The organism is Xanthobacter oligotrophicus, from assembly GCF_008364685.1.
Classification (GTDB): Bacteria; Pseudomonadota; Alphaproteobacteria; order Rhizobiales; family Xanthobacteraceae; genus Xanthobacter; species Xanthobacter oligotrophicus.
Map to the genome: position 1 here is coordinate 105,006 of NZ_VTTL01000011.1, position 23,956 is coordinate 128,961.

Consider the following 23,956-nt stretch of genomic DNA (forward strand, 5'->3'; position numbering starts at 1 on the left):
ACCAATGCCCATCGAGATCCTGATGCCGGCCCTCTCCCCCACCATGGAGAAGGGCAACCTCGCCAAGTGGCTCAAGAAGGAAGGCGATGCCGTCAAGTCCGGTGACGTGCTTGCCGAGATCGAGACCGACAAGGCCACCATGGAAGTCGAGTCCATCGACGAAGGCATCCTCGCCAAGATCCTGGTGCCGGAAGGCTCCCAGGACGTGCCGGTGAACCAGCTCATCGCCGTCCTCGCCGGCGAGGGCGAGGACGTCGCCGCCGCTGCCTCCGGTGCCGGCGGGGCCAAGCCAGCTGCAGCTCCCACCGCTGCAGCTTCCGCGCCTGCCGCTGCAGCGCCCGCCGCTGCGGCTCCGGCGCCTGCCGCCGCTCCCGCCGCCAACGGCCAGGGCGGACGCGTGTTCGCCTCGCCGCTCGCGCGCCGGATCGCCAAGGACAAGGGCATCGCCCTTGCCGCCCTCGCCGGCTCCGGCCCGCACGGCCGCATCGTCGCCCGCGACCTGGAAGGCGCCAAACCCGGTGCCAAGCCCGCCGCAGCGCCCGCCGCTGCCGCCGCTCCCGCTCCCGCCGCTGCGCCCGCCCCCAAGGCGGCTGTCGCCAGCGCGCCCGGCGCCGAGCAGGTCAAGGCCATGTTCGAGGCCGGCAGCTACGAGGAAGTGCAGCTCGACGGCATGCGCAAGACCATCGCGCGCCGCCTGGTCGAGAGCGAGCAGGTGACCCCCACCTTCTTCCTCACCGTGGACTGCGACCTCGACGACCTCATGTCCCTGCGCGAGCAGGTGAATGCCAACGCGGGCAAGGACAAGGACGGCAAGCCGACCTATCGCGTCTCGGTCAACGACTTCATCATCAAGGCCATGGCGCTGGCGCTCCAGAAGGTGCCCGCCGCCAATGCGGTGTGGGCCGAGGACCGCATCCTGCGCATGAAGCACTCGGACGTGGGCGTGGCGGTGGCCATCGACGGCGGCCTTTATGCCCCCATCGTGAAGAAGGCGGAGCAGAAGACCCTCTCCACCATCTCCAACGAGATGCGCGACCTCGCCGGCCGCGCCCGTACCAAGAAGCTGAAGCCGGACGAATATTCCGGCGGCTCCACCTCGGTGTCGAACCTCGGCATGATGGGGATCCGCAACTTCACCGCCATCATCAACGCGCCGCAGTCCTCCATCCTCGCGGTGGGCACTTCGGAGCAGCGCGCCGTGGTCCGCAATGGCGAGATCAAGGCCGTGATGCAGATGACCGTCACCATGACCTGCGACCACCGGGTGATGGATGGTGCGCTCGGCGCCGAGCTGCTCAGCGCGTTCAAGGGCTTCATCGAGAAGCCCATGAGCATGCTGGTGTGATGCATGCTGGTGTGATGCATGCTGGTGTGATGCATGCTGGTGTGAGCGTGCCGGCGTGAGGCTCGCCCCGGGGCTGCGGCAGATCAAATCCTGCCGCGGCCACCCGGTGTAGCTGCGGGGCAACGGTGTTTTCCGCCGTTGTACCAAGGAAGGTTGAGATCATGAGCCACACGCCCCACGAGCTTGCCGCCGACTTCCCCGACCACGCCGAGAAGATCCAGGCGCTCAAGCTGTCCGACGCCCATTTCGCCAAGCTCAGCGAGGCTTATCACGAGGTGAACCGCCAGGTGCATCGCGCCGAGACCGACGTGGAGCCTACCGGCGACGCCGAGATCGAGGCCCTGCGCCGCGAGCGCGTGCGGCTCAAGGACGAACTCTTCGCCCTCCTGTCCAAGTGACCGGACTGGCGTGACAAAAATCGGAGCGCCTTGTCACGAGGCGCTCCGCACGGCCGGCTCCAACCGGGAGCCGTGGAAAAGGACCCGCCCGGCGCCGGCCGAAGACCGGGGCCGATGCCATCATGGAGACGGGCAAGCCTGATGAAGCTCTACCTCGCCGGCCCCGAAGTGTTCCTCGACGACGCGCGCGAGATCGGCCGGCGCAAGGTGGAGCTGTGCACCCGCTTCGGCTTTACCGGACTTTATCCGCTGGATGGCGACCCGCTGCTGGATGCGGCGGCGGGGGCCGCAAGCCGCGCCATCTTCGCCGCCAATCTGGCCCTCATGCGCTCCGCCGACGCGCTGGTCGCCAATCTCACGCCGTTCCGCGGCATCAGCGCCGATCCGGGCACCGCGTTCGAGGTGGGCTTCGCCTTCGCGTTGGGCAAGCCGGTGGCGGCCTATTCCAACCTGCCGGGTGAGCTGAAGCACCGCGCCCATTCCACCATCGGCCGCGCCGGCGGCGAGGGTAGTGCCCCCACGCTCCTGGCCGATGGCCTGCACGTGGAGGACTTCGGCCATTTCGACAATCTCATGCTGGCGGAAGCGCTCGCCGCCTCCCGGCTGCCGGTGATCCAGGCGCCGGCGCCGGCCGCCGACCCGTTCCGCGATCTCACCCAGTTCGAGCAGGCGCTCGCCCTCATGGCCGAGGCCCGGTCCGCCGGCCGCCTCGGCACGACCGCATCCCCTTCCCATCCAGAACCCGCCGGACAGGCGCACGGCGAGGAGACCTTCCATGGCTGACACTTACGACATCATCGTCATCGGCGGCGGGCCCGGCGGCTACGTGGCCGCCATCCGCGCCGCCCAGCTCGGCTTCAAGGTGGCCGTGGTGGAGAAGAGCCATCTCGGCGGCATCTGCCTGAACTGGGGCTGTATCCCCACCAAGGCGCTGCTGCGCTCGGCCGAGATCTACCACTACATGGAGCACGCCAAGGACTATGGCCTCTCCGCCGAGAAGATCGGCTTCGATGCGGCTGCCGTGGTGAAGCGCTCGCGCGGGGTCTCGGCCCAGCTGGCCGGCGGCGTGGCCTTCCTGCTCAACAAGAACAAGGTGGACGTGATCTGGGGCAAGGCGACCTTCACCGCCCCCGGCAAGATCAAGGTGGAAGCCGCCCAGAATCCGCCCAAGGGCGCCAAGGGCGGCGGCGACTACGCCGCCAAGCACATCATCGTCGCCACCGGCGCCCGTCCGCGCGCGCTGCCCGGCCTTGAGCCCGACAAGAAGCTGATCTGGACCTATTTCGACGCCATGGTGCCGGAAAAGATGCCCAAGAGCCTGCTGGTCATGGGCTCGGGCGCCATCGGCATCGAGTTCGCCTCCTTCTATCGCACCATGGGCACCGAGGTGACCGTGGTAGAGGTGCTGCCGCAGATCCTCCCCGTGGAGGACGAGGAGATCGCCGCCGTCGCCCGCAAGCGCTTCGAGAAGCTGGGCATGAAGATCCTGTCCGGAGCGAAGGTGACCGGCGTCACCAAGCATGCCGACAGCATCACCGCCCATGTGGAGGATTCCAAGGGCGCCAAGCACGACATCACGGTGGAGCGCATGATCTCCGCCGTGGGCGTGGTGGGCAACGTGGAAGGCCTCGGCCTTGAGGCGATCGGCGTGAAGATCGAGCGCGGCTGCGTGGTCATCGACGGCTATGGCCGCACCAACGTGCCCGGCGTCTATGCCATCGGCGACATCGCCGGCCCGCCCATGCTGGCCCACAAGGCGGAGCACGAGGGCGTGATCTGCGTGGAAACCATCAAGGGCCTCCACACCCACCCCATGGACAAGAACAAGATCCCCGGCTGCACCTATTGCACGCCGCAGATCGCCTCCGTGGGCCTCACCGAGAAGAAGGCCAAGGAAGCCGGCCGCGAGATCAAGGTGGGTCGCTTCTCCTTCATCGGCAACGGCAAGGCCATCGCGCTGGGCGAGCCGGACGGCCTGGTGAAGACCATCTTCGACGCCAAGACCGGCGAACTGCTGGGCGCCCACATGGTGGGCGCGGAAGTGACCGAGCTGATCCAGGGCTTCGTGGTGGCCATGAATCTCGAGACCACCGAGGAAGACCTGATCCACACTGTATTCCCGCACCCGACCCTGTCGGAGATGATGCACGAGAGCGTCATGTCCGCTTATGGGCGCGCCATCCACTCCTGAGCAGGGCGACGAGGCGCGGGACTTTGCTCCCGCGCCTCTCGCCAAAGGGCCGTGGCGGCGGCATGATCCGCCACCACCCGCCGGCGGTCCTCGCCGGATAAAGGTGGCAAGGGGGCCGCAATGAACAACGAGACCTATGCGTTTCTGAGCCAGCCCGGCGTCGGCTTCTTCTCGCTCATCATCATCGGCCTCATTGCGGGCTGGGTGGCCGAGCGGGTGACGGCGAGCAATCACGGCCTGCTGACGAACCTTCTCGTCGGCGTCGCCGGCGCCTTCATCGGCGACAAGCTGGCCGGGGTGCTCAACGTGCCGGTATTCGGCTTCTTCCGCACGCTGATCGCGGCCATCGTCGGTGCCATCCTGCTGCTGTGGATCTGGCGCGCGATCCGGTCGCGCTGAGGGAGGACGACATGCTGGTTTCCATCCTCGTCGGCATCATTGCCGGCTTCCTTGCCGAAAAGCTCATGAAGTCCTCCGGCGGGCTCCTCACCAATCTGGTGGTGGGGCTTGTGGGCGGCATGCTCGGCGGCTGGGTGGCGGGGGCGCTCGGCCTCAACTACATCGGCGACGGCATGCTCGACCGCATCGTCATCTCCACCTGCGGGGCAGTGCTGCTGCTCGCCATCTGGCGGGCGGTGACAGGCAGGCGGCCGGCCTGAAAACGCATTGCCGCAGCGCGCGCCGCGTGGCTTCCGGCCAAGGGTGGCGCGCGTTATGGTGAAATGAATTCCATGCCCGGTCCGGCGCCTTGTCCGGGGCGGGCTTCGCCCGGCAAGGGCATTGCCCCGCGGGGCGTGCATCTTCCTGCCGGGAGTTGAGAGACGAAACGCATGGTCACGGTCATCGACACCCTCGCCCGCCCGCGCCACCCGGAAAAGGCCAACCGCCCGGAAACCGAGGTGCTGCGCAAGCCCGACTGGATCCGCGTGAAGGCGCCGGGATCGGCCGGCTGGTCGCAGACGGCGGAGATCGTGCGCGCCAACGGCCTGCACACCGTGTGCGAGGAGGCAGGCTGCCCCAATATCGGTGAGTGCTGGGAGAAGAAGCACGCCACCTTCATGATCATGGGCGACACCTGCACGCGCGCCTGCGCTTTCTGCAACGTGCGCACCGGCCTGCCGGAAGCGCTCGACCGGGGCGAGCCGCAGAAGGTGGGCGACGCGGTGGCCAAGCTCGGCCTCTCCCACGTGGTCATCACCTCCGTGGACCGGGACGACCTCGCCGACGGCGGGGCGGAGCACTTCGCCCGCACCATCGCCGCCATCCGCAAGGCGAGCCCCGGCACCACCATCGAGATCCTCACCCCGGACTTCCTGCGCAAGGACGGGGCGCTTGAGGTGGTGGTGGCGGCCAGGCCCGACGTGTTCAACCACAATCTGGAGACGGTGCCGGCCAAGTATCTCTCGGTGCGGCCCGGCGCGCGCTATTTCCACTCCCTGCGCCTGCTGCAGAAGGTGAAGGAACTCGACGCTTCCATCTTCACCAAGTCCGGCATCATGGTGGGCCTCGGCGAGGAGCGGCCCGAAGTGCTCCAGCTGATGGACGACCTGCGCTCGGCGGAGGTGGATTTCATCACCATCGGCCAGTATCTCCAGCCCACCCGCAAGCACCACAAGGTGGAGCGCTTCGTGACGCCGGACGAGTTCAAGGCCTATGAGACCGTGGCCTATGCCAAGGGCTTCCTGATGGTCTCGGCGAGCCCGCTGACGCGCTCGTCCCACCATGCGGGCGATGATTTCGCGAAGTTGCGCGCGGCCCGGGCGGCGCGTCTCGGCCGGTCCTGATCGTGCCATCCTTCTCCAACGCCCGGCAGGTGAGGCACGGGGCGCGGGACATGTTCGACCTCGTGGCCGACGTGGAACGCTACCCCGAGTTCGTGCCTTTGTGCCAGTCGCTGCGGGTGAAAAGGCGCATGAAGTCCGACGATGGCGTGGAGATCCTGGTGGCGGACATGACCGTCGCCTACAAGCTGATCCGCGAGACCTTCACCTCGCGGGTGACGCTGGACCGGCCGCGCCTCACCATCCATGTGGAATATCTCGACGGCCCCTTCAGCCGGCTCGACAACCGCTGGGAATTCATCGGGCGCGGCGACGATGCGAGCGAGGTGAAGTTCTTCATCTCCTACGAATTCCGGTCGCGCACGCTGGCCATGCTCATGGGCGCCATGTTCGAGGCCGCCTTCCGCCGCTTCGCCGATGCGTTCGAGGCGCGCGCCGATCAGGTCTACGGCACGGTAGGGTAGGGCGTCTTAGACCATCGGCCCCGGTCTTCGACCGGTGCCATGTGGGTTACGCTCCGCAGCTCGGGTGTTCCCGAACTGCGAGCCTTAAGACCGGTTCCGGCAATGGCCGGATCCGGGTGCCGCGCGGGCTTGACCAAAGGCCCATGAGCCAAGCTTACGGGCCTTTGGTATTAGCCTTCCGCTGGCCCGCCCGCTTCCTTCCAGGCCTTGAAGCCGCCGCCCACATGGGCCACGGGCTTCAGACCCATGTCCTGCGCCGTGGCCGCCGAGAGGGCCGAGCGCCAGCCCCCCGCGCACATGAAAATGAAGGCCCGGTCCTCGCCGAAGGCCGGCTTGAAATAGGGGCTCTCGGGGTCGATCCAGAATTCCAACATGCCGCGCGGACAGTGGAATGCGCCGGGAATGCGCCCCTCGCGCTCCAGCTCGCGCGGGTCGCGCACATCCACCAGCAGCGCCCCCTCGGCGATCCGGCGCTGGGCGACCTGCGGCGTCAGCGTTTCGACGCGGGCGTTGGCTTCCTCGAGGAGCAGCTTGAAGCCTCTGGTGATGGTCTGGGGCATGGCCTCTCCTCCGGCGCGATGGACTGATTGGTGGGGAGGAGGCGGCAGGAGCGGAAGCCGTGTCAAGCCGGCTCGCTCCGCAGATCTGCCCTCGCCGACGGGCGCGCGCCCGGCCCGGCGCAATTGTCTCGACGGGCAGGGCGGGTTATGAGTCGGAAAAGGAGGCAGCGCACAATCGTCGGGCACGATGATAAAATAAGCGCGCCGACCAGACAGAGGGGTTCAGCGGCGGATGGAAGTGTTCCTCCAGCAGCTCATCAACGGATTGACCCTCGGGTCGATCTACGGATTGATCGCCATCGGCTACACGATGGTGTTCGGCATCATCGGAATGGTGAACTTCGCCCACGGCGACGTGTTCATGGTGAGCGCCTTCATCGGCCTCATCTGCGTTCTGCTGCTCACCACCGTGGTGGGGATGAGCTCTATCTTTCTCATCCTCGCCATCACGCTGGTGGTGGCCATGGTGTTCACCGGGCTGGTGAGCTGGGCCATCGAGCGGGTGGCCTACCGGCCCCTGCGGGGCTCCTTCCGCCTCGCGCCCATGATCTCGGCCATCGGCATGTCCATCCTGCTCTCCAATTTCGTGCAGGTGGCCCAGGGCCCGCGCAACAAGCCGCTGCCGCCCATGGTACCCGACGTGATCGTGGTGATGGAGCGCAACGGCTACGAGGTCACCCTCGCCTACAAGCAGATCATCATCATGGTGGTCACCGCGACGCTGCTCGCCGGCTTCTGGTGGCTGGTGCAGAAGACCTCGCTGGGCCGGGCCCAGCGCGCCTGCGAGCAGGACCGCAAGATGGCGGCGCTCCTGGGCGTGAACGTGGACCGCACCATCTCGCTCACCTTCGTCATCGGCGCCGCGCTCGCCGCCGTGGCCGGGGTCATGTACCTCATGTATTACGGCGTGGTGAACTTCGCCGACGGCTTCGTGCCGGGCGTGAAGGCCTTCACTGCCGCCGTGCTGGGCGGTATCGGCTCGCTGCCGGGGGCGGTTCTGGGCGGGCTGCTCATCGGCCTCATCGAGACCCTGTGGTCGGCCTATTTCTCCATTGAATACAAGGATGTGGCGGCGTTCTCCATCCTTGTGGTCACGCTCATCTTCCTGCCTCAGGGCCTGCTGGGCCGGCCGGAAGTGGAGAAGGTCTGATGACGCATCCGCCCGTCGCCGACCTGAAGCCGGAAGCCCTGCCCAAAGGCGATCTTCCGGCCCCCGGCCTGCCAGGCGCTCCGTCCCTTCCGCCGCCGGCCCCGCACCAGGGGCCGGCCTCCGTCATCGGCAGCGCATTTACGGATGCGATCGTGAGCGGCCTGCTCACGGGCCTGCTTCTGCTGCCGCTGGTGGGTTTCCGCGCCACCGAGTCGGGCAGCGGGCCGCTGGGCCTCACCTATCGCTTCGGTCTGGTGGCCGTGTTCGCCGGCATCGTCGCGGTGCTGCGGCTGGTGCTGAACCTCACGGTCTGGCGGCGCGGCCGGAAGATGAAGGTGAGCGCGGGGCCTTCCGCCTTCGCCTCCCTGGCGCAGAAGGCGTCGCCGGCCCTGAAGCCGGCCTTCTTCAGCTTCGCCATCGCCTATCCCTTCCTCGCCATCCTGCTGTCGGGAGGCTTGAGCCCCAGCCGCTACTGGGTGGACCTTGGCATCTATGTGCTCACCTATGTGATGCTGGGCTGGGGCCTCAACATCGTGGTGGGCCTCGCCGGGCTGCTGGATCTCGGCTACGTGGCCTTCTACGCGGTGGGCGCCTACACCTTCGCCCTGCTCTCCACCAGCGTGCCGGTGAACGACTTCTTCGCCGGCCATCTGGGGGAGGGGTTCTGGACCGCCTGGTCGTTCTGGCTGTGCCTGCCGGTGTCCGGGCTGCTGGCCGCCTTGTGGGGCGTTATCCTCGGCTTCCCGGTGCTGCGGCTGCGGGGCGATTATCTCGCCATCGTCACGCTGGCGTTCGGCGAGATCATCCGCCTCGTGCTCATCAACTGGGTGTCGCTCACCAACGGCGGGGCGGGCATTTCCTCCATCCCGCCCATCTCCTTCTTCGGCGTGCCGTTCAACGCCACCGACGAGGGCTTCGCGGCCAAATACGGCCTCGACTTCGATTCCATGCACCGGATCATCTTCCTGTATTTCGTGATCCTGGCCCTGGCCGCGCTCACCGCTCTGGTCACCATCCGGCTGCGGCAAATGCCGGTGGGCCGCGCCTGGGAGGCGCTGCGCGAGGATGAGATCGCCTGCCGCTCGCTGGGCATCAACACCACCCTCACCAAGCTCACGGCGTTCGCCACCGGCGCCATGTTCGGCGGCTTCGCCGGGGCCTTCTTCGCGGTGCGGGTGCGCTTCGTCTCGCCGGAGAGCTTCACCTTCATGGAATCGGCGGTGATCCTCGCCATCGTGGTACTCGGCGGCATGGGATCGCAGATGGGGGTCGCGGCCGCCGCCATCCTGCTCATCGGCGGCATGGAAATGCTGCGCAACCTCTCCTTCCTGAAGGCCAGCTTCCTGTTCGGGCCGGATTTCGATCCCTCGCTCTATCGCATGCTCATCTTCGGCTTCGCCATGGTGGCGGTGATGGTGTGGCGCCCGCGCGGGCTCGTCTCCTCGCGCCTGCCCACCATCTTCCTGAAGGAGCGCAAGGCGGTGTCCGCCACCCTCGTCAAGGAGGGCCACGGCTGATGGCGAGCCTTGATCCCGTGGCCGGCGCGCGGGCGCCGATCCTTGCGGTGGACCACCTGTCCATGCGCTTCGGCGGCCTCATCGCGGTGAACGACGTGTCCTTCGTCGCCGCCCGTGGCGAGGTGACGGCGGTGATCGGCCCCAACGGCGCCGGCAAGACCACCGTGTTCAACTGCATCACCGGCTTCTACAAGCCCTCCGCCGGCCGCCTCGCCCTGTTCCACGGCGGCGCGGCAACGCCTCAGGAACTCGACGCCGTCACCGCTTCCGGCCTGTCCTGGGGGCGCACGGGCGCCGGCGCGCTCTATCTCTTGGAGCGGCTGCCCGACCACAAGGTGGCGTCCTGGGCGCGGGTCGCCCGCACCTTCCAGAACATCCGCCTGTTCTCCGGCATGACCGTGCTGGAAAACCTGCTGGTGGCGCAGCACATGTCGCTCACCAGCGCCGGCCTGCTCAATCCCGCCGCGATCCTCAACCTGCCGTCCTGGAAGCGCCAGCAGAAGGGCGCCATGGACAAGGCGCTCTACTGGCTCAACCAGATCGGCCTCATGGAGCGCGCCGACGACCCGGCCGGCGATTTGCCCTATGGCGACCAGCGGCGGCTGGAGATCGCCCGCGCCATGTGCACCAACCCGGTGCTGCTCTGCCTCGACGAGCCGGCCGCCGGCCTCAACCCGCGCGAATCGGCCGCCCTCAACGAATTGCTGCTCTCCATCCGGCGCGACCACGACACCTCCATCCTGCTCATCGAGCACGACATGTCGGTGGTGATGGAGATTTCCGACCACGTGGTCGTGCTGGAGTATGGCTGCAAGATCGCCGACGGCACGCCCCAGGAGGTCCGCACCGATCCCAAGGTCATCGCCTCCTACCTCGGCGTCGAGGAGGAAGAGGCGGCCGTGGTGGAAGCGCAGGTGGGCGCATGACGACCCAGACCCTCGCCCCTGGGGCCGTGGCGACCCAGCCGGCACCGAAAGGCACGCCGCTGCTTTCGGTCAGCGGCGTCACCGCCTATTACGGCAAAATCATCGCGCTGAAGGGCGTGGACATCGCGGTGAACGAGGGGGAGATCGTTACCCTTATCGGCGCCAACGGGGCCGGCAAGTCCACGCTGATGATGACCATCTGCGGCAGCCCGCGGGCGCGGGACGGCCGCATCGTCTTCGCCGGGCGCGACATCACCGGCCTGCCCACCCACGAGATCATGCGGCTCAACATCGCCCAGTCCCCCGAGGGGCGGCGCATCTTCCCGCGTATGAGCGTCTACGAGAACCTGCAGATGGGCGCCGCCGTCACCGGCAATGCCCATTTCGCGCAGGATCTGGACCGCATGTTCGAGATGTTCCCGCGCCTGAAGGAGCGCATCGACCAGCGCGGCGGCACCCTGTCGGGCGGCGAGCAGCAGATGCTCTCCATCGCCCGCGCGCTCATGAGCCGGCCGCGCCTGCTGCTGCTGGACGAGCCGTCGCTGGGCCTCGCGCCGCTGGTGGTGAAGCAGATCTTCGACGCCATCAAGCTCTTGAACGAGACCGAGGGGCTCACCGTGTTCCTGGTGGAACAGAACGCCTACCACGCCCTCAAGCTGGCCCACCGCGGCTATGTGATGGTCAACGGGCGCGTCACCATGTCGGGCACGGGAGCGGAGCTGCTGGCCCGGCCCGAGGTGCGCGCCGCCTATCTGGAGGGAGGCCGCTGATGGCGTCGAAAGCGGATCCGGGGCGCGCCTCATCCCCCCTGCTCATCGGCCCGCTGGCGGTGATCGCCGTGCTGGTGGTGCTGATCGCCCTCTGGCCGCAGGAGTTGATCGGCGCCTCGCTCGGCGATTTCCTGCTGGTGACCTTGTTCCTCGGTGGCGCCGCCGCCTGGCGGACCGGCAAGGCGGTGGCGCACGGCTGGGCGCCCTTTCTGCAGCTCGTGTTCTACTGCCTGCTGCTGGCCGGCGCGGTGCGCTTCTGCCACTTCGCCCTGTTCGAGGACGAGCTGTTCTCGATCGAGCCGTTCGCGGTGGAGTTCGTGCTGCTCACGGCCATCGCGACCTTGGGCTTCCGTGCCCACCGCAAGCGGCAAATGACCGTGCAGTACGGCTGGATGTACGAGCCGGCGGGCAAGCTCGCCTGGCGGCCCAAAACCTTCGGTTGAAACCGGCGCGAGGTGCCGCGCGCGGCATCGACAGGCCGGCGAATTGCGGCACAATGCGCCGCGGAGTTTCACTGGGAGGCGGACCGGTGTTCCGCTCCCGGACGAAAGGGAGAGACCTGATGAAGAAGCTCTTGATGGCGTCGCTCGCTCTGGGCGCCAGCCTTCTGCTTGCGGCCCAGGCCCAGGCCCAGGCGCAGGTGAAGATGGGCGTCGGCGGTCCCATGACCGGCTCGAATGCCGCCTTCGGCGCCCAGCTGAAGACCGGCGCCGAGCAGGCCGTGGCCGATATCAATGCCGCCGGCGGCATCCTCGGCCAGAAGATCCAGCTCTCGGTCGGCGACGACGGCGGCAAGCCCGAGCAGGGCAAGTCGGCGGCCAACAAGTTCATCTCCGATGGCGTGAAATTCGTAGTGGGCCACTTCAACTCCGGCGTGTCGATCCCGACCTCGCAGGATTATGAGGAAGCTGGCGTCCTCCAGATCAGCCCCGCCTCCACCAACCCGACCTTCACCGAGCGCAAGATGTGGAACACGTTCCGCACCTGCGGCCGTGACGACCAGCAGGGCGCGGTGGCCGGCGCCTATATCGTCAAGAACTTCAAGGGCAAGAAGGTCGCCATCGTCCACGACAAGACCCCCTACGGCAAGGGTCTGGCGGACGAGACGCAGAAGACCATCAACAAGGGCGGCGTGAAGGAAGTCCTCTATGAGGGCATCAATCCCGGCGAGAAGGACTATTCGGCCCTCGTGTCCAAGCTGAAGGCCAATGGCGTCGACCTGCTCTACTACGGCGGCCTGCATCCTGAGGCCGGCCTGCTGGTGCGCCAGATGCGCGACCAGGGCATGAAGACCGTGCTGTTCTCCGGCGACGGCATCACCGACAAGGAATACTGGACCATCGCCGGCCCCGGCGCCGAAGGCACGCTGATGACCTTCGGCCCCGATCCGCGCAACAACCCGGCGGCCAAGGACATCGTGGCCGCATTCAAGGCCAAGGGCGTCGATCCGGAAGGCTACGTGCTTTATTCCTACGCCGCGGTGCAGGTGATGAAGCAGGCGGCCGAGGCGGCCAAATCCCTCGACCCCAAGAAGGTGGCCGCCGAGATCCACTCCGGCAAGACCTTCAATACCGTGCTCGGCCCGCTCTCCTTCGACAAGAAGGGCGACATCACCAAGCTCGACTATGTGGTCTACGTCTGGAAGGACGGCGCCTACACCCAGCTTTGACACATTCACCCTGCTGACAGGAAGGCCCGCCCTCGCGCGGGCCTTTTTGTTGCGCAAATCGAATAGGGCCGGCGCGGCCTATTCCATGCGGGTGCGGCCTGGCACGTCGTGTCGCGCCCCTGACCACATATTTACCGCCGCAGCCGGTTGACCCGGCGGGTCACAGGTCGCAGTCTGGGTATATTGTCGACATGAAGATCGGCGAAGGCTGGCGCAGACCGTTTCAGGCGGGATGAGCTTGGCGCATAAGCGCACGTAAGGGGGCCTCAGGCGCCCGGATGGGCGACGGGGCAGGGAACGGTCGCGGAAGGGCAGGTCTCACGCCTCTCTCACGCCTTGCCGTTCTGCCCATGTTGTCACGACTGAAGCTCGATCCGTTCGTCGTCGCCCTCGCCCTCACCGTCTCCCTGGCCCTCGTCTGGCCGCAGCCCGGCGTCACGGGCGGCGTGCTCCATGCCGACAAGGCCGCGAGCTGGGGCGTCGCGGTGATCTTCTTCCTCTACGGCATTTCGCTGTCGCCGAAGCGGCTGCTGGAAAGCGCCGCCCGCTGGGAATTGCACCTTGTGGTGCAGCTCGGCACTTTCCTGCTGTTTCCCGCGGTGGTGATGGTGGTGCTGGCCCTGATGGGCGACTGCCTGCCCGAGGCCGTGGCGACGGGATTCTTCTTCCTCGCCGCCTTGCCGTCTACAGTCTCTTCATCGGTGGCCATGACCTCGCTGGCGCGGGGCAACGTGCCGGTGGCCATCTTCAACGCCTCCATCTCCAGCCTCATCGGCGTGTTCGCGACGCCCGTGCTCATGGCCTGGTACCTGCACACGGTGGGCGGGGGCATGAATCTGGGGCCGGTGATCCTCAAGCTGATCATCCTGGTGATCCTGCCGCTGGCGGTGGGGCAGGCGGCGCGGCCGCTGCTGCTGAAGCTGGTGGAGCGCCATCGCCAGGTGGTGCGCATCGCCGACCGGGCGGTGATCCTCGCTATCGTCTACAATTCGTTCTGCGACAGCGTGGCCGCCGGCGTGTGGAAGGGCCAGAGCCCGGTCCTGCTGCTGGAGATCGTGGCCGGGGTGCTGGTGCTGTTCACCGTGGTCTACTTGCTGATCGGGGTCGCCTGCCGCGCATCGGGATTCTCGCGGGCGGACACCATCGCGGTGGTGTTCTGCGCCTCGAAGAAGTCGCTCGCCACCGGGCTGCCCATGGCGCAGGTGATGTTCAACGGGTACCCGGACCTGTCGCTGATCATCACCCCGATCATGCTCTACCACTTCCTCCAGCTGGTCATCGTCGGCATCATCGCCGGTCGCAGCGGAGCGCTGGAGGCGGAGGAGACCGAGCCCGCCGTCCTCGCCGAGGACAACGACGACCTCGTGCCCGACGCCGTGCCGCAGCACCGGCAGGCGTCCTCGACGGCCTCTTGAAGGGGCGCTCAGGCGGTGGGGATCTCCTCCACCGCCAGCTCGAAGGTGATGAGCACCGGATTGGCGCCCCGCACCAGCCGGCCCTCGGCCATGGCGCCGGTGAGGCTGACGAGGGCGAGGTCGATCTGCGCCGCCAACGCGCCGGAGGCATCCGGCGTCACGGTGCCTGAGGTCACGAACACCTCGGTGGCGTAGTCGTCCACCGGCGCAGCATCGACAAAGCGGGCGCCGATGAGGCTGCCCACCCCGCCGCGCAGCCGTCCGGCGGCAAAGCCGTGGCGGCGGCACAATTCCTCCACCGCCGCGCCGATCTCCACGTTCGGCCGGATACGCGCGAAGGCGATACGCGGGCCGCCGTCCGCCGGCGCGATGCGGGCATTGGGGGTTAAATGAGGGGTGAAGAGGGGGAAGTTGGTTTCGCCATCGAAATCGGCGGTGGTCTCCACCTCGGCGGCACCATAGGCGCGGGCGCGGATGGGGGCGGCCACCACCGTCTCGTGGGGCATGATGTGGCCGCCGTGGCGGCTGCCGTCCGGCTCGATCCAGAAGGCGTGGCAATGGATGAAGGGCGCCCCCTCCTTGCGCCCGAAGGTGACGTTGCCGCGATCAAGGCGCGTCTCGCCCGCGGGGGTAAAGGGCGCGCTGTACCAGGCAGCGTGGGTGGCGTCGGAGGACGCGGCCGGCATCACATAGGTGAAGGGGCCGAAGCCGCCGCCGGAGATTTCCACCTGCGCCGCGCCCATGCCCGCCGCGATGAGCGGCCCGGTGATGGCGGCATTGAGGGTGAGGCCCGGTTCCAGCGTGAAGTCGAGCACCTGCAGCCGGCCCACGGCACTCTCGATGCGCTCCTGCGGCGCCGGCCCCGGCTGTGCAATCCGGCGCATCTCCCCCATGGCGTCCTCCCTTATTTGCCCTGTGCGATAGCACGGGCGGACGCCGCCATCACCCCTCCGGCGGATAGAGATGGACGCCGCCGCAATTGTCGGAGACCGCGAGGCGCGTACCGGCGGGCGCAAGGTGGCCCGGGGTCAGCGGCACCTTGCCGGCGCCGCCGGGAATATCGAGCACATAGGTGGGCAGCGCGATGCCCGAGAGCCGCCCGCGCAGGGCGCGCATCAGCTCTTGTCCCCGCGCGATGTCGAGCCGGAAATGGGCGGTACCGGGGGCAAGGTCGGGATGATGGAGGTAATAGGGCTTCACCCGGCATTCCACCAGGCTGCGGAACAGGGCGGCGAGGGTGTCCGCATCATCGTTCACCCCCCGCAGCAGCACCGACTGGGCCAGGAGCGGAATGCCAGCATCGGCCATGCGGGCGAGGGCGGAGCGGGCATCAGGCGTCAGCTCGCGGGCATGGTTCACATGCACCGCCACGTAGGAGGTGAGGCCCGGCGCCTTGAGCGCGGCGACCAAGGCATCCGACACCCGCTCCGGCGCGGCGATGGGCACGCGGGTGTGGAAGCGGACGATCTTCACATGGGGAATGGCGGCAAGGCGCGCCATCACCTCGCCCATGCGGCGGGGGGAGAGCATGAAGGGGTCGCCGCCGGTGAGGATCACCTCCCAGATCTCGGGATGAGCGGCCAGGTAGGCAAAGGCCCGCTCCAGCGCTTCGGGCGACAGGGCGGCGGCCGCGCCCGGCCCCACCATCTCGCGGCGGAAGCAGAAGCGGCAATAGACGGCGCACACGCCCACGATCTTCAGCAGTGCCCTGTCGGGATAGCGGTGGACGATGCCCGGCACCGGGCTGTGGGCATCATCGCCGATGGGGTCGGCCAGCTCCTCCGGCCGCACCTCCAGCTCGGCGGGATGGGGAACGAACTGGCGGGCGATGGGGTCGGTGGGGTCGGCGCGGTCGATAGCGTCGGCGAGTGTCGGCGTCACCGCCACTGCATAGCGTTCGGCCACGCGGGCCAGCGCCTCACGGTCGCGTGCATCGGCAAGGCCGGCGGCGACGAGGTCGCCGCCCGAGCGCAGGGTGCCTTGATCGCGGGCGGGCAGAGGCAGAAGGTTTGGCAGCAGAAGGTTTGGCATGGGCGTTCGGGCACCTATATGGGATGCGTCTGGCCTTGCCAATTCACGAGCCCCGCCGGAAGGAGCGATGCCGATGAGCGATGCCATGGACGTGACCGAAAGCGACGTTCTGGCGGCCGCCGAGCGCTGGCGCCGCGAGGGGCGGGGCGTCGCGCTGGCGACCGTGCTGGAAACCTGGGGCTCGGCCCCCCGCCCGGTGGGTAGCCGGCTCGTGATCGATGCCGACGGCAATTTCCTGGGCTCGGTTTCCGGCGGTTGCGTGGAGGGCGCGGTGGTGGGCGAGGCTGCGGATGTGATCGCCTCCGGCGTGCCGCGGACCCTTGAATTCGGCGTGGCGGATGAGGCCGCCTGGAAGGTAGGCCTGTCCTGCGGCGGCAAGATCGCGGTCTTTGTCGAGCGTGTGGATTGAGAAGGTCGCCGATGACGTGGCGCGTCCGGCGTTATATTCATCGGGGAAGATGATGCAGCCGGCCCGGCCGGCCGTTCCCTCAGGGAGGATGCCCACTCATGCGCCTCGACCTTCTGGCGGCCCTCAACGCGGAACGCGCCGCGCGCCGGGCCTGCGTGGTGGTGACGGAGCTGGAGAGCGGCGCCCAGCGTCTGGTGGCGCGTGACCATGTGGACGCCGACCTGCTCGCCGGCGCCATCCGTGAAGCGCTCGCCGTCCGGCGCAGCCGCCTGGTGGGGGAGGGGGCAAAGCGGGCCTTCATCGCCGTGGAAGTACCACCGCCGCGCATGCTGGTGATCGGCGCGGTGCATATCTCCCAGGCGCTGGCGCCCATGGCGCGCCTGGCCGGTTTCGACCTGACCATCATCGACCCGCGCACCGCCTTCGCCACGCCCGAGCGCTTCGGCGACGTGCCGGTGATCGCGGAATGGCCGGAAGTGGCCCTGCCGGCCTATGGCCTCGATCCTTTCACCGCCCTTGTCGCCTTGACCCACGACCCGAAGGTGGACGAGCCGGCCCTCGTTGCCGGGCTAAAGGCAGGCTGCTTCTACGTGGGGGTGCTGGGCTCGCGCCGCACCCACGCCCGACGGGTGGAGCGGCTTCAGGCCGCGGGACTGTCGCCCGACGTTATCGGCCGCATCCACGCGCCCATCGGCATCGACATCGGCGCCGCCAGCCCCGCGGAGATCGCCGTGGCGGTGCTCGCCGAGGTGATCCGGGCCCTGCGCTCTGGCACGGCGCATGCGGAAGGAGTTGCGGCGTGAAGTTCGGCTCCCTGCCCCTGTCCGAGGCCGAGGGTGCCATCGCCGCCCATTCGGTGCGGCTCGACGGCGGCGCCCTCAAGAAGGGCACGCGGCTCGGCCCGGCCGAGATCGCACGGCTCAAAGCCGCCGGCTTCCGCGAAGTGGTGGCAGCGCGCATGGAGCCCGGCGACATGGCGGAAGACGCCGCCGCCCGGCTTTTGGCGGAAGCGGTGGCCGGCCCCCACGTGCGGGCAGATGCCGCCTTCACCGGCCGCGCCAACCTGTTCGCCGCGGCCGCCGGCGTGCTGCGGGTCTCGGAAGCGGCCCTCGACGCCTTCAACGACGTGGACGAGGCCATCACCCTTGCCACCCTGCGTGATTTTTCGTCGGTGGCGGCGGGCGACATGGTGGGGACGGTGAAGATCATCCCCTATGCGGTGCCGGCGGGCCTCGTCAGCGCGGCGCAGCGGGCGTCGGAGGGGCTGTTGTCGGTGTCGCCGTTCCGGGTGAAGCGCGTGGCGGTTATCTCCACCCTGTTGCCAGGCTTTGCCGACAAGGTGGTGGCGAAGACCCTGGCCGTCACCCGCGCGCGCCTTGCGCCCACCGGGGCGCAGATGGTTTCCGCCGACACTGTAGCCCACGACACGGCGGCGCTGGCGCAGGCCCTCGGGCGCGCGGCGCAGGAGGGGGCAGAGCTTGTCATCGTCTTCGGCGCCTCGGCCATCGCCGACCGCAACGATGTGATTCCCGCGGCGGTGGTCGCCGCCGGGGGCGAGGTGGTGCGGCTCGGCATGCCGGTGGATCCCGGCAACCTGCTGATGCTCGGCCGGCTCGGCGCGATGCCGGTGCTGGGCGCGCCCGGCTGCGCCCGCAGCCCGAAGGAGAACGGCTTCGATTTCGTGCTCATGCGTCTCCTCGCCGGCCTTGAGGTGACGGGACGCGACATCGCCCGGCTCGGGGCGGGCGGGCTGTTGTCCGACATCGCGGTCCGGCCCCATCCCAGGGCGGAGGGCGACGCAAGGCAGGGCTTCGCCGCCGTCATCCTGGCCGCCGGGCGCAGCGCGCGCATGGGGCAGGGCATCAACAAGCTGATGGAAGAGGTGGGCGGGGTGCCGGTCATCCGGCGGGTGGTGCAGGCGGCGCTCGCCTCGATGGCACGGCCGGTCATCGTGGTCACCGGGCATGAGCGCGGACGCATCGCTGCCGCGCTCGAAGGCCTGGATGTGAGCTTCGCGCACAATGCCGATCATGCCACCGGCATGGCCTCGTCGCTGCGCGCCGGCATCTCCGCCGTTCCGGAGACGGCGGCGGGAGCGCTGGTGGTGCTCGGCGACATGCCGCTCCTTGGCGCGGATGTCATCGACCGGCTGATCGCCGCCCATGCGCCCGACGAGGGCCGGCTCATCTGCGTTCCGGTGGAGGACGGGCAACGGGGCCATCCGGTGCTGTGGTCGCGGCGCTATTTCGCCGATCTCGGCGCGCTGGAGGGCGACGTGGGCGCCCGGCACATCCTTGCCGCCAATCAGGATGTGGTGGCGGAAGTGGCCATCGCCGGCGCCGGCGCCTTCCTCGACGTGGACACGCCCCAGCTCCTTGCCCAGGCGCGGGCGGCGGCGGACGAGGAGAAAGCGGTCAGAACGGAGCCGGTATGAGGTGGGTGGCGCCGATGTCCAGGCGCTCGCACATCCATTGCGCCAGCCGCAGGCGGTGGCAGCCCTCCACGTGTCGCTCATAGCACAGCAGGCAGATGCGCCGGCCTTGGGCGAGGGAGGCCAGTTCCTCCAGCGCCGCCTGCGCCGGGGCGGTGGCGAGGTGGGCGTCATAGATGCGCATGAGGGCGTCGTGGTCGCCGCCACGCGCCGCGAGTCGGCCTTCCTTGGGCGTGCCCAGCGCCCGCAGATGCACATAGGCGACGCCTTGCTCGGCGATGCCAGCCGCCAGTGCCGTCTTGGAAAAGCCGGGCCGGCGGGAGGCCGCGACCGCCCGCACGTCCACCAGAAGGTCCACCTTGGCGTCGTCCAGCGCCGCCTGGAAGGCGGAGGGGGTGCTCTGCTCGTAGCCGATGGTGAAGAGGTGGGTTGTGCTCATGGGCTGATCTTGCCCCGCGCGGCGGCCGCCGTCACGCCTGCGGCCGTGCGATGGTAACAACCGGGGGACTTGTCCCGGCCGGCCCCAGACGGCCATGGACTTAAGCGTAGGACGTGAGAAATTGACGCGCCGCCGGTGCGGAATGGGAACCTCCCATGCCTCAGGGGGTTCTCAGGGCGCCGGCCGCACAGAATGCGTGCCCGAAGCACCGCGACCGCCCCTGGGAGATGAAGATGCGTTTGTTCCGCTGCGCCGTCTGCGACCAGCTTCTCTATTTTGAGAACCGCCGCTGCGAAAAGTGCGGCCACGAACTCGGCTATATCCCCGAGGCCAACGAGATCACCCCCCTCGAGGCGGATGGGGATGCCTATCGCTCGGTCGGCCATGTCGAGGCGCGTTACAAGTTCTGCGCAAATGCGGCCCACGACGCCTGCAACTGGCTGATGCCGGCGGACCAGGAAGAGGAATATTGCCTCGCCTGCCGCCACAACCGCACCGTGCCGGACCTGACGGTGCCGGAAAACCTGCGCAAATGGCGCAGGATGGAAGTGGCCAAGCACCGGCTGGTCTATTCGTTGCTGCGCCTCAACCTGCCGCTGGAGAGCAACAAGGACCGCGAGGGCGGGCTGTGCTTCGACTTCCTCGCCGACATGCCCGACACCCAGGCCCCCAACGTGATGACCGGGCACGACGAGGGCCTGATCACCATCGCCCTCGTCGAGGCCGACGATGCCGAGCGCGAGCAGCGCAAGAACGAGCTGGGCGAGCTCTACCGCACCGTGCTCGGGCATTTCCGCCACGAGGTGGGCCATTATTACTGGAACCGCCTGGTGCGCGATGCCGGCCGGCTCAACGCCTTCCGCGCCGTATTCGGAGATGAGACCGCCGATTACGGGGAGGCTCTGAAGATCTATTACAGCTCCACCCCGCCAGCCGACTGGCAGATGAATTATGTCTCGGCCTACGCTACCGCGCATCCGTGGGAAGACTTCGCAGAGACCTTCAAGCATTACATCCACATCGTGGACACGCTGGAGATGGCGGCGGCGTTCGGCGTGGAGGTGCATCCAGGCCTCGACAACACGGGGGAACTGGACGCCCAGGTGGATTTCAACCCCTACCAGGCCTGCCCGGTGCAGCAGATGGTGGATTCCTGGCTGCCCATCGCCTTCGCGCTCAACAATCTCAATCGCTGCCTCGGCATGTCGGATGCCTATCCGTTCATCCTCGGCCCCGGCGTGATCGCGAAGCTGGGCTTCATCCATGATCTCGCCCACCGTCAGGTGGCGGCGGACCCTGCGGCGCCTGTGTCGGAGGACATGGAGATCCCGAAGGGGCGCGGGGAGAATCCCGAGGATGCGCCCGAGGGCAAGCCTGAGCCGGCTGCGGCCTGACTGTTCGGTAGCCAGGCGGAGGCCTCAACGGCCTTCTGCCTGATGAGAAGAAAGGGCGAGCGCGCCGGAGCCCGGTGCGCTCGCCCTTTCCGTTTATGACGCCGCCAGATGCGCGGCCTATTCGGGCGCGGCCTATTCGGCTGCCTTCGGCCCCTTGCTGGCACTCTTCGTCGTCTTCTTCGCGGCGGGCTTCTTGGCAGCGGATTTCGCCGCCGGCTTCTTTGCCGCCGTCTTCGTCGCTGTCTTGGCCGCTGTCCTGGCCGGGGCATCGTCACCTGAATCGGCCGACTTGGAGGCCGCCTTGCGGGGCGCCTTCGCCTTGCTGGGCGACAGGGCCGCCTTGGCGTCGATGAGCGTCACCGCCTCGGCGAGGGTGAGGGCCTCCGGGTCCACGGACTTGGGCAGGGTGGCGTTGACCTTGCCGTGGTTCACATAAGGCCCGAACCGGCCCGGCCGCACCGTGATCGGCCCGCCGTGGGTGGGATGATCGCCCAGCGTGCGCCCCGGCGTCGCCGCCCCGCGCCCGCCCCGGCCCTTGGACTGCTTCTCGGCGATCAGCACCACCGCCCGGTTGAGGCCGACGGCGAGAATGTCGTCGCCGTCCTCGATGTTGGCGTAGGTGCGCCCGTGCTGCACATAGGGGCCATAGCGCCCGATGCCGGCGAGGATCGGCTCGCCGTCCTCCGGGTGCTTGCCCACCTCGCGCGGCAGGGCCAGCAGCTTCAGTGCGGTTTCCAGGTCCACGTCCGCCGGGGCGAGGCCCTTGGGCAGGGAGGAGCGCTTGGGTTTCTCCCCGTCCTTGCCCTCGCCGAGCTGGAGATAGGTGCCGAAGCGCCCGGCGCGGATGGTCACTTCCTCGCCGCTCTCCGGATCGATGCCCAGCTCGCGCTTGCCGTCGCCCTCGGGGGCACCGTCGCCGGTGAGGGGGCGGGTGTGGCGGCACTCGGGATAGTTGGAGCAGCCGATGAAGGCGCCGAACTTGCCCATCTTCAGCGACAGCCGCCCGTTGCCGCAGGTGGGGCACAGGCGCGGGTCGGTGCCGTCCTGGGTGGGCGGGAAGATGTGGGCGGTGAGCATCTCGTCCAGGGCGTCGAGCACCTGGGAGACGCGCAGGTCCTTGGTGGCCTCCACGGCGGTGTGGAAGTCCTGCCAGAAGGCGCGCAGCACGTCCTTCCAGTCGAGCTCGGCGGCGGAGACCTCGTCCAGCTTCTCTTCGAGATCGGCGGTGAAGTCGTATTCCACGTAGCGCTTGAAGAAGCTTTCCAGGAAGGCAGTGACGAGCCGGCCCTTATCCTCTGGCACGAGGCGCTTCTTCTCGAGCTTCACATATTCGCGGTCGCGCAGCACGGCGAGCACGGCGGCATAGGTGGAGGGCCGGCCGATGCCCAGCTCCTCCATGCGCTTCACCAGGGAGGCTTCCGAATAGCGCGGCGGCGGCTCGGTGAAATGCTGGGTGGTGAGGATATCGCGCCGGTCGAGCTTTTCGTTGGCGCTCATGGCCGGCAGGCGGCGGCTCTCCTCGTCGTCGTCCTCGTCGTCCTTGCCCTCGCGGTAGAGGGTGAGGAAGCCGTCGAACTTCACCACGGTGCCGGTGGCGGTCAGGTCGAGGGTGCGCGCCCCGGCTTTCGCCTCGATGTCGGCGGTGGTGCGCTCCAGCTCCGCCGATTCCATCTGGCTCGCCACGGTGCGGATCCAGATCAGCTCGTAGAGCTTGGCCTGCTCGGCATCGAGATGGCGCGCCGCCTCGCGGGGGTGCCGGGAGGGATCGGTGGGGCGGATGGCCTCGTGGGCCTCCTGGGCGTTCTTGGCCTTGGTGGTGTATTTGCGCGGCACGCCGGGCAGATATTTGGGGCCGAACTGCTTGCCGATGGCGCTGCGGGTGGCGGCCACCGCCTCGGGCGCCATGTCCACGCCGTCGGTTCGCATATAGGTGATGAGGCCCACCGTTTCACCGCCCACGTCCACGCCTTCGTAGAGGCGCTGGGCGATCTGCATGGTGCGGGCGGGGGCGAGGCCCAGCTTGCGGCTCGCCTCCTGCTGCAGGGTGGAGGTGGTGAAGGGCGGCTGCGGATGGCGCCGCATGGGCTTCGCCTCCACCGAGCGCACGCGGAAATCGGCCGCCTCCAGCGCCGCGCGGAAGGCCTTCGCCTCCTCGGCCGTGCCCACGGAGAGGCGGGTGATCTTCTTGCCGTCCGCGCCCGACAGGCGGGCCTCGAACTCCTCGGCGCGGGGCGTCGCGAGCTTGGCGACGATGGACCAGTATTCCTTCTGGACGAAGGTCTCGATCTCACGCTCGCGGTCGCAGACGAGGCGCAGCGCCACCGACTGCACGCGGCCGGCCGAGCGGGCGCCGGGGAGCTTGCGCCACAGCACCGGGGAGAGCGTGAAGCCCACGAGATAGTCGAGGGCGCGGCGGGCGAGGTAGGCATCCACCAGCGCCACGTCGATGGCGCGGGGCGCCTTCATGGCGTCCAGAACGGCCTGCTTGGTGATGGCGTTGAAGACGACGCGCTCGACCTTCTGGCCCTTGAGCGCCTTCTTCTGCTTCAGCACCTCCAGTACGTGCCAGGAAATGGCCTCGCCCTCGCGATCCGGGTCGGTGGCGAGGATGAGGCCGTCGGCCCCCTTCACGGCGGTGGCGATCTCGTTCAGCCGCTTCTGCGCCTTGGGGTCCACCTCCCACAGCATGCGGAAATCCGCATCCGGGTCGACGGAGCCATCCTTGGAGGGCAGGTCGCGCACGTGGCCGTAGGAGGCGATCACCTCGTAGCCGGGACCGAGATATTTGTTGATCGTCTTCGCCTTCGCGGGCGATTCGACGATGACGACCTGCATGACGGACCGTGTCTTTCATAGGGCCGCCGCCCCAATGCGCGGCCTCAATTGGAATGGCTTCGCCGGCGAAACGATCCGCGTGCGCGCATCGTATTCCGCCGTGGGACTGCCGGCTTCCGCAACGCGATCCTGAACCCCCGCCGGCCGGATCGCGACACCGGGAAGCGGCCGCAACATGGGGAGCGGATCGGCGCGTGTCAAATTCTGCCCCCGCCTCCAGGCGGTGGCCAC

24 protein-coding genes are annotated in these 23,956 nt (G+C 68.3%); 19 read left to right on the plus strand and 5 right to left on the minus strand.

All coding sequences use genetic code 11. The annotated features are described in order from the left end of the window. Window positions 1-4: 4 nt before the first annotated feature. The 8 genes from FZ033_RS18570 (at window position 5) to FZ033_RS18605 (ending at window position 6,179) form a co-directional block, all read left to right on the plus strand. Window positions 5-1,345, plus strand: coding sequence for a pyruvate dehydrogenase complex dihydrolipoamide acetyltransferase (locus tag FZ033_RS18570; protein WP_149577563.1), 1,341 nt, complete (start codon window positions 5-7; stop codon window positions 1,343-1,345). Between the two features lie 161 nt (window positions 1,346-1,506). Next, window positions 1,507-1,743: a YdcH family protein gene (locus FZ033_RS18575; protein WP_149577564.1), complete on the plus strand. Its 237-nt coding sequence runs from the start codon at window positions 1,507-1,509 to the stop codon at window positions 1,741-1,743. A gap of 141 nt (window positions 1,744-1,884) precedes the next feature. After that, entirely contained in the window at window positions 1,885-2,526 is a 642-nt protein-coding gene (locus tag FZ033_RS18580) for a nucleoside 2-deoxyribosyltransferase (RefSeq protein ID WP_149577565.1), read from the plus strand. Next, complete coding sequence (gene lpdA / locus FZ033_RS18585; protein WP_149577566.1) at window positions 2,519-3,934, plus strand: dihydrolipoyl dehydrogenase; 1,416 nt, start codon at window positions 2,519-2,521, stop codon at window positions 3,932-3,934. The genes FZ033_RS18580 and lpdA overlap by 8 nt, the downstream gene beginning before the upstream one ends. Window positions 3,935-4,054: 120 nt before the next feature. Further along, window positions 4,055-4,333 carry a GlsB/YeaQ/YmgE family stress response membrane protein gene (locus tag FZ033_RS18590; RefSeq protein WP_149577567.1) on the plus strand — a complete coding sequence of 93 codons (279 nt, stop codon included), beginning with the start codon at window positions 4,055-4,057 and terminating at the stop codon, window positions 4,331-4,333. 11 nt (window positions 4,334-4,344) lie between these two features. Then, window positions 4,345-4,593 carry a GlsB/YeaQ/YmgE family stress response membrane protein gene (locus FZ033_RS18595; protein WP_149577568.1) on the plus strand — a complete coding sequence of 83 codons (249 nt, stop codon included), beginning with the start codon at window positions 4,345-4,347 and terminating at the stop codon, window positions 4,591-4,593. 171 nt (window positions 4,594-4,764) lie between these two features. Then, window positions 4,765-5,718, plus strand: a complete 954-nt coding sequence (lipA, locus tag FZ033_RS18600; protein WP_149577569.1) for a lipoyl synthase — start codon at window positions 4,765-4,767, stop codon at window positions 5,716-5,718. A gap of 2 nt (window positions 5,719-5,720) precedes the next feature. Next, window positions 5,721-6,179, plus strand: a complete 459-nt coding sequence (locus FZ033_RS18605) for a type II toxin-antitoxin system RatA family toxin (RefSeq protein WP_149577570.1) — start codon at window positions 5,721-5,723, stop codon at window positions 6,177-6,179. A 170-nt stretch (window positions 6,180-6,349) separates the two neighbouring features. On the opposite strand, the gene FZ033_RS18610 is transcribed toward FZ033_RS18605, so the two are convergent. Beyond that, entirely contained in the window at window positions 6,350-6,739 is a 390-nt protein-coding gene (locus FZ033_RS18610; protein WP_149577571.1) for a rhodanese-like domain-containing protein, read from the minus strand. A gap of 232 nt (window positions 6,740-6,971) precedes the next feature. On the opposite strand from FZ033_RS18610, the gene FZ033_RS18615 reads away from it, so the two are divergent. From FZ033_RS18615 to FZ033_RS18645, 7 genes are all read left to right on the plus strand, one after another. Beyond that, window positions 6,972-7,889 carry an ABC transporter permease subunit gene (locus FZ033_RS18615; RefSeq protein WP_149577572.1) on the plus strand — a complete coding sequence of 306 codons (918 nt, stop codon included), beginning with the start codon at window positions 6,972-6,974 and terminating at the stop codon, window positions 7,887-7,889. Next, window positions 7,889-9,406: a high-affinity branched-chain amino acid ABC transporter permease LivM gene (gene livM / locus FZ033_RS18620; RefSeq protein WP_232847559.1), complete on the plus strand. Its 1,518-nt coding sequence runs from the start codon at window positions 7,889-7,891 to the stop codon at window positions 9,404-9,406. Before FZ033_RS18615 ends, livM begins: the two co-directional genes overlap by 1 nt. Continuing rightward, entirely contained in the window at window positions 9,406-10,332 is a 927-nt protein-coding gene (locus FZ033_RS18625; RefSeq protein ID WP_149577573.1) for an ABC transporter ATP-binding protein, read from the plus strand. Before livM ends, FZ033_RS18625 begins: the two co-directional genes overlap by 1 nt. Then, complete coding sequence (locus FZ033_RS18630) at window positions 10,329-11,102, plus strand: ABC transporter ATP-binding protein (RefSeq protein ID WP_149577574.1); 774 nt, start codon at window positions 10,329-10,331, stop codon at window positions 11,100-11,102. Before FZ033_RS18625 ends, FZ033_RS18630 begins: the two co-directional genes overlap by 4 nt. Then, entirely contained in the window at window positions 11,102-11,545 is a 444-nt protein-coding gene (locus FZ033_RS18635) for a DUF6867 family protein (RefSeq protein WP_149577575.1), read from the plus strand. Before FZ033_RS18630 ends, FZ033_RS18635 begins: the two co-directional genes overlap by 1 nt. A 119-nt stretch (window positions 11,546-11,664) precedes the next feature. Next, window positions 11,665-12,771: a branched-chain amino acid ABC transporter substrate-binding protein gene (locus tag FZ033_RS18640; protein WP_149577576.1), complete on the plus strand. Its 1,107-nt coding sequence runs from the start codon at window positions 11,665-11,667 to the stop codon at window positions 12,769-12,771. 350 nt (window positions 12,772-13,121) lie between these two features. Then, window positions 13,122-14,186 carry a bile acid:sodium symporter family protein gene (locus FZ033_RS18645; protein WP_232847560.1) on the plus strand — a complete coding sequence of 355 codons (1,065 nt, stop codon included), beginning with the start codon at window positions 13,122-13,124 and terminating at the stop codon, window positions 14,184-14,186. Between the two features lie 8 nt (window positions 14,187-14,194). Here FZ033_RS18645 and FZ033_RS18650 read toward each other — a convergent pair whose 3' ends face one another. Both FZ033_RS18650 and FZ033_RS18655 read right to left on the minus strand, forming a co-directional pair. Further along, window positions 14,195-15,079, minus strand: a complete 885-nt coding sequence (locus FZ033_RS18650) for a PPC domain-containing DNA-binding protein (protein ID WP_149577578.1) — start codon at window positions 15,077-15,079, stop codon at window positions 14,195-14,197. Between the two features lie 49 nt (window positions 15,080-15,128). Next, entirely contained in the window at window positions 15,129-16,217 is a 1,089-nt protein-coding gene (locus FZ033_RS18655; protein WP_149577579.1) for a lysine-2,3-aminomutase-like protein, read from the minus strand. A gap of 67 nt (window positions 16,218-16,284) precedes the next feature. Between FZ033_RS18655 and FZ033_RS18660 the strand changes: the two genes are divergently transcribed. The 3 genes from FZ033_RS18660 to FZ033_RS18670 all read left to right on the plus strand — a co-directional run bounded on the left by FZ033_RS18660 (window position 16,285) and on the right by FZ033_RS18670 (window position 19,060). Further along, window positions 16,285-16,626 (plus strand): XdhC family protein, encoded by a 342-nt coding sequence (locus tag FZ033_RS18660; RefSeq protein WP_408068496.1) that lies wholly within the window; start codon window positions 16,285-16,287, stop codon window positions 16,624-16,626. Window positions 16,627-16,724: 98 nt separating this feature from the next. Beyond that, complete coding sequence (locus FZ033_RS18665) at window positions 16,725-17,429, plus strand: XdhC family protein (protein WP_149577580.1); 705 nt, start codon at window positions 16,725-16,727, stop codon at window positions 17,427-17,429. After that, window positions 17,426-19,060, plus strand: coding sequence for an NTP transferase domain-containing protein (locus FZ033_RS18670; protein WP_149577581.1), 1,635 nt, complete (start codon window positions 17,426-17,428; stop codon window positions 19,058-19,060). The genes FZ033_RS18665 and FZ033_RS18670 overlap by 4 nt, the downstream gene beginning before the upstream one ends. Here FZ033_RS18670 and FZ033_RS18675 read toward each other — a convergent pair. Further along, window positions 19,041-19,496, minus strand: a complete 456-nt coding sequence (locus tag FZ033_RS18675; RefSeq protein ID WP_149577582.1) for a DUF488 domain-containing protein — start codon at window positions 19,494-19,496, stop codon at window positions 19,041-19,043. The genes FZ033_RS18670 and FZ033_RS18675 overlap by 20 nt on opposite strands. A 233-nt stretch (window positions 19,497-19,729) precedes the next feature. On the opposite strand from FZ033_RS18675, the gene FZ033_RS18680 reads away from it, so the two are divergent. Beyond that, on the plus strand, window positions 19,730-20,890 hold the full coding sequence (locus FZ033_RS18680; RefSeq protein WP_149577583.1) for a zinc-binding metallopeptidase family protein: 1,161 nt from the start codon (window positions 19,730-19,732) through the stop codon (window positions 20,888-20,890). Window positions 20,891-21,022: 132 nt separating this feature from the next. On the opposite strand, the gene topA is transcribed toward FZ033_RS18680, so the two are convergent. Beyond that, entirely contained in the window at window positions 21,023-23,725 is a 2,703-nt protein-coding gene (gene topA, locus FZ033_RS18685) for a type I DNA topoisomerase (RefSeq protein WP_149577584.1), read from the minus strand. Between the last annotated feature and the right edge of the window lie 231 nt (window positions 23,726-23,956).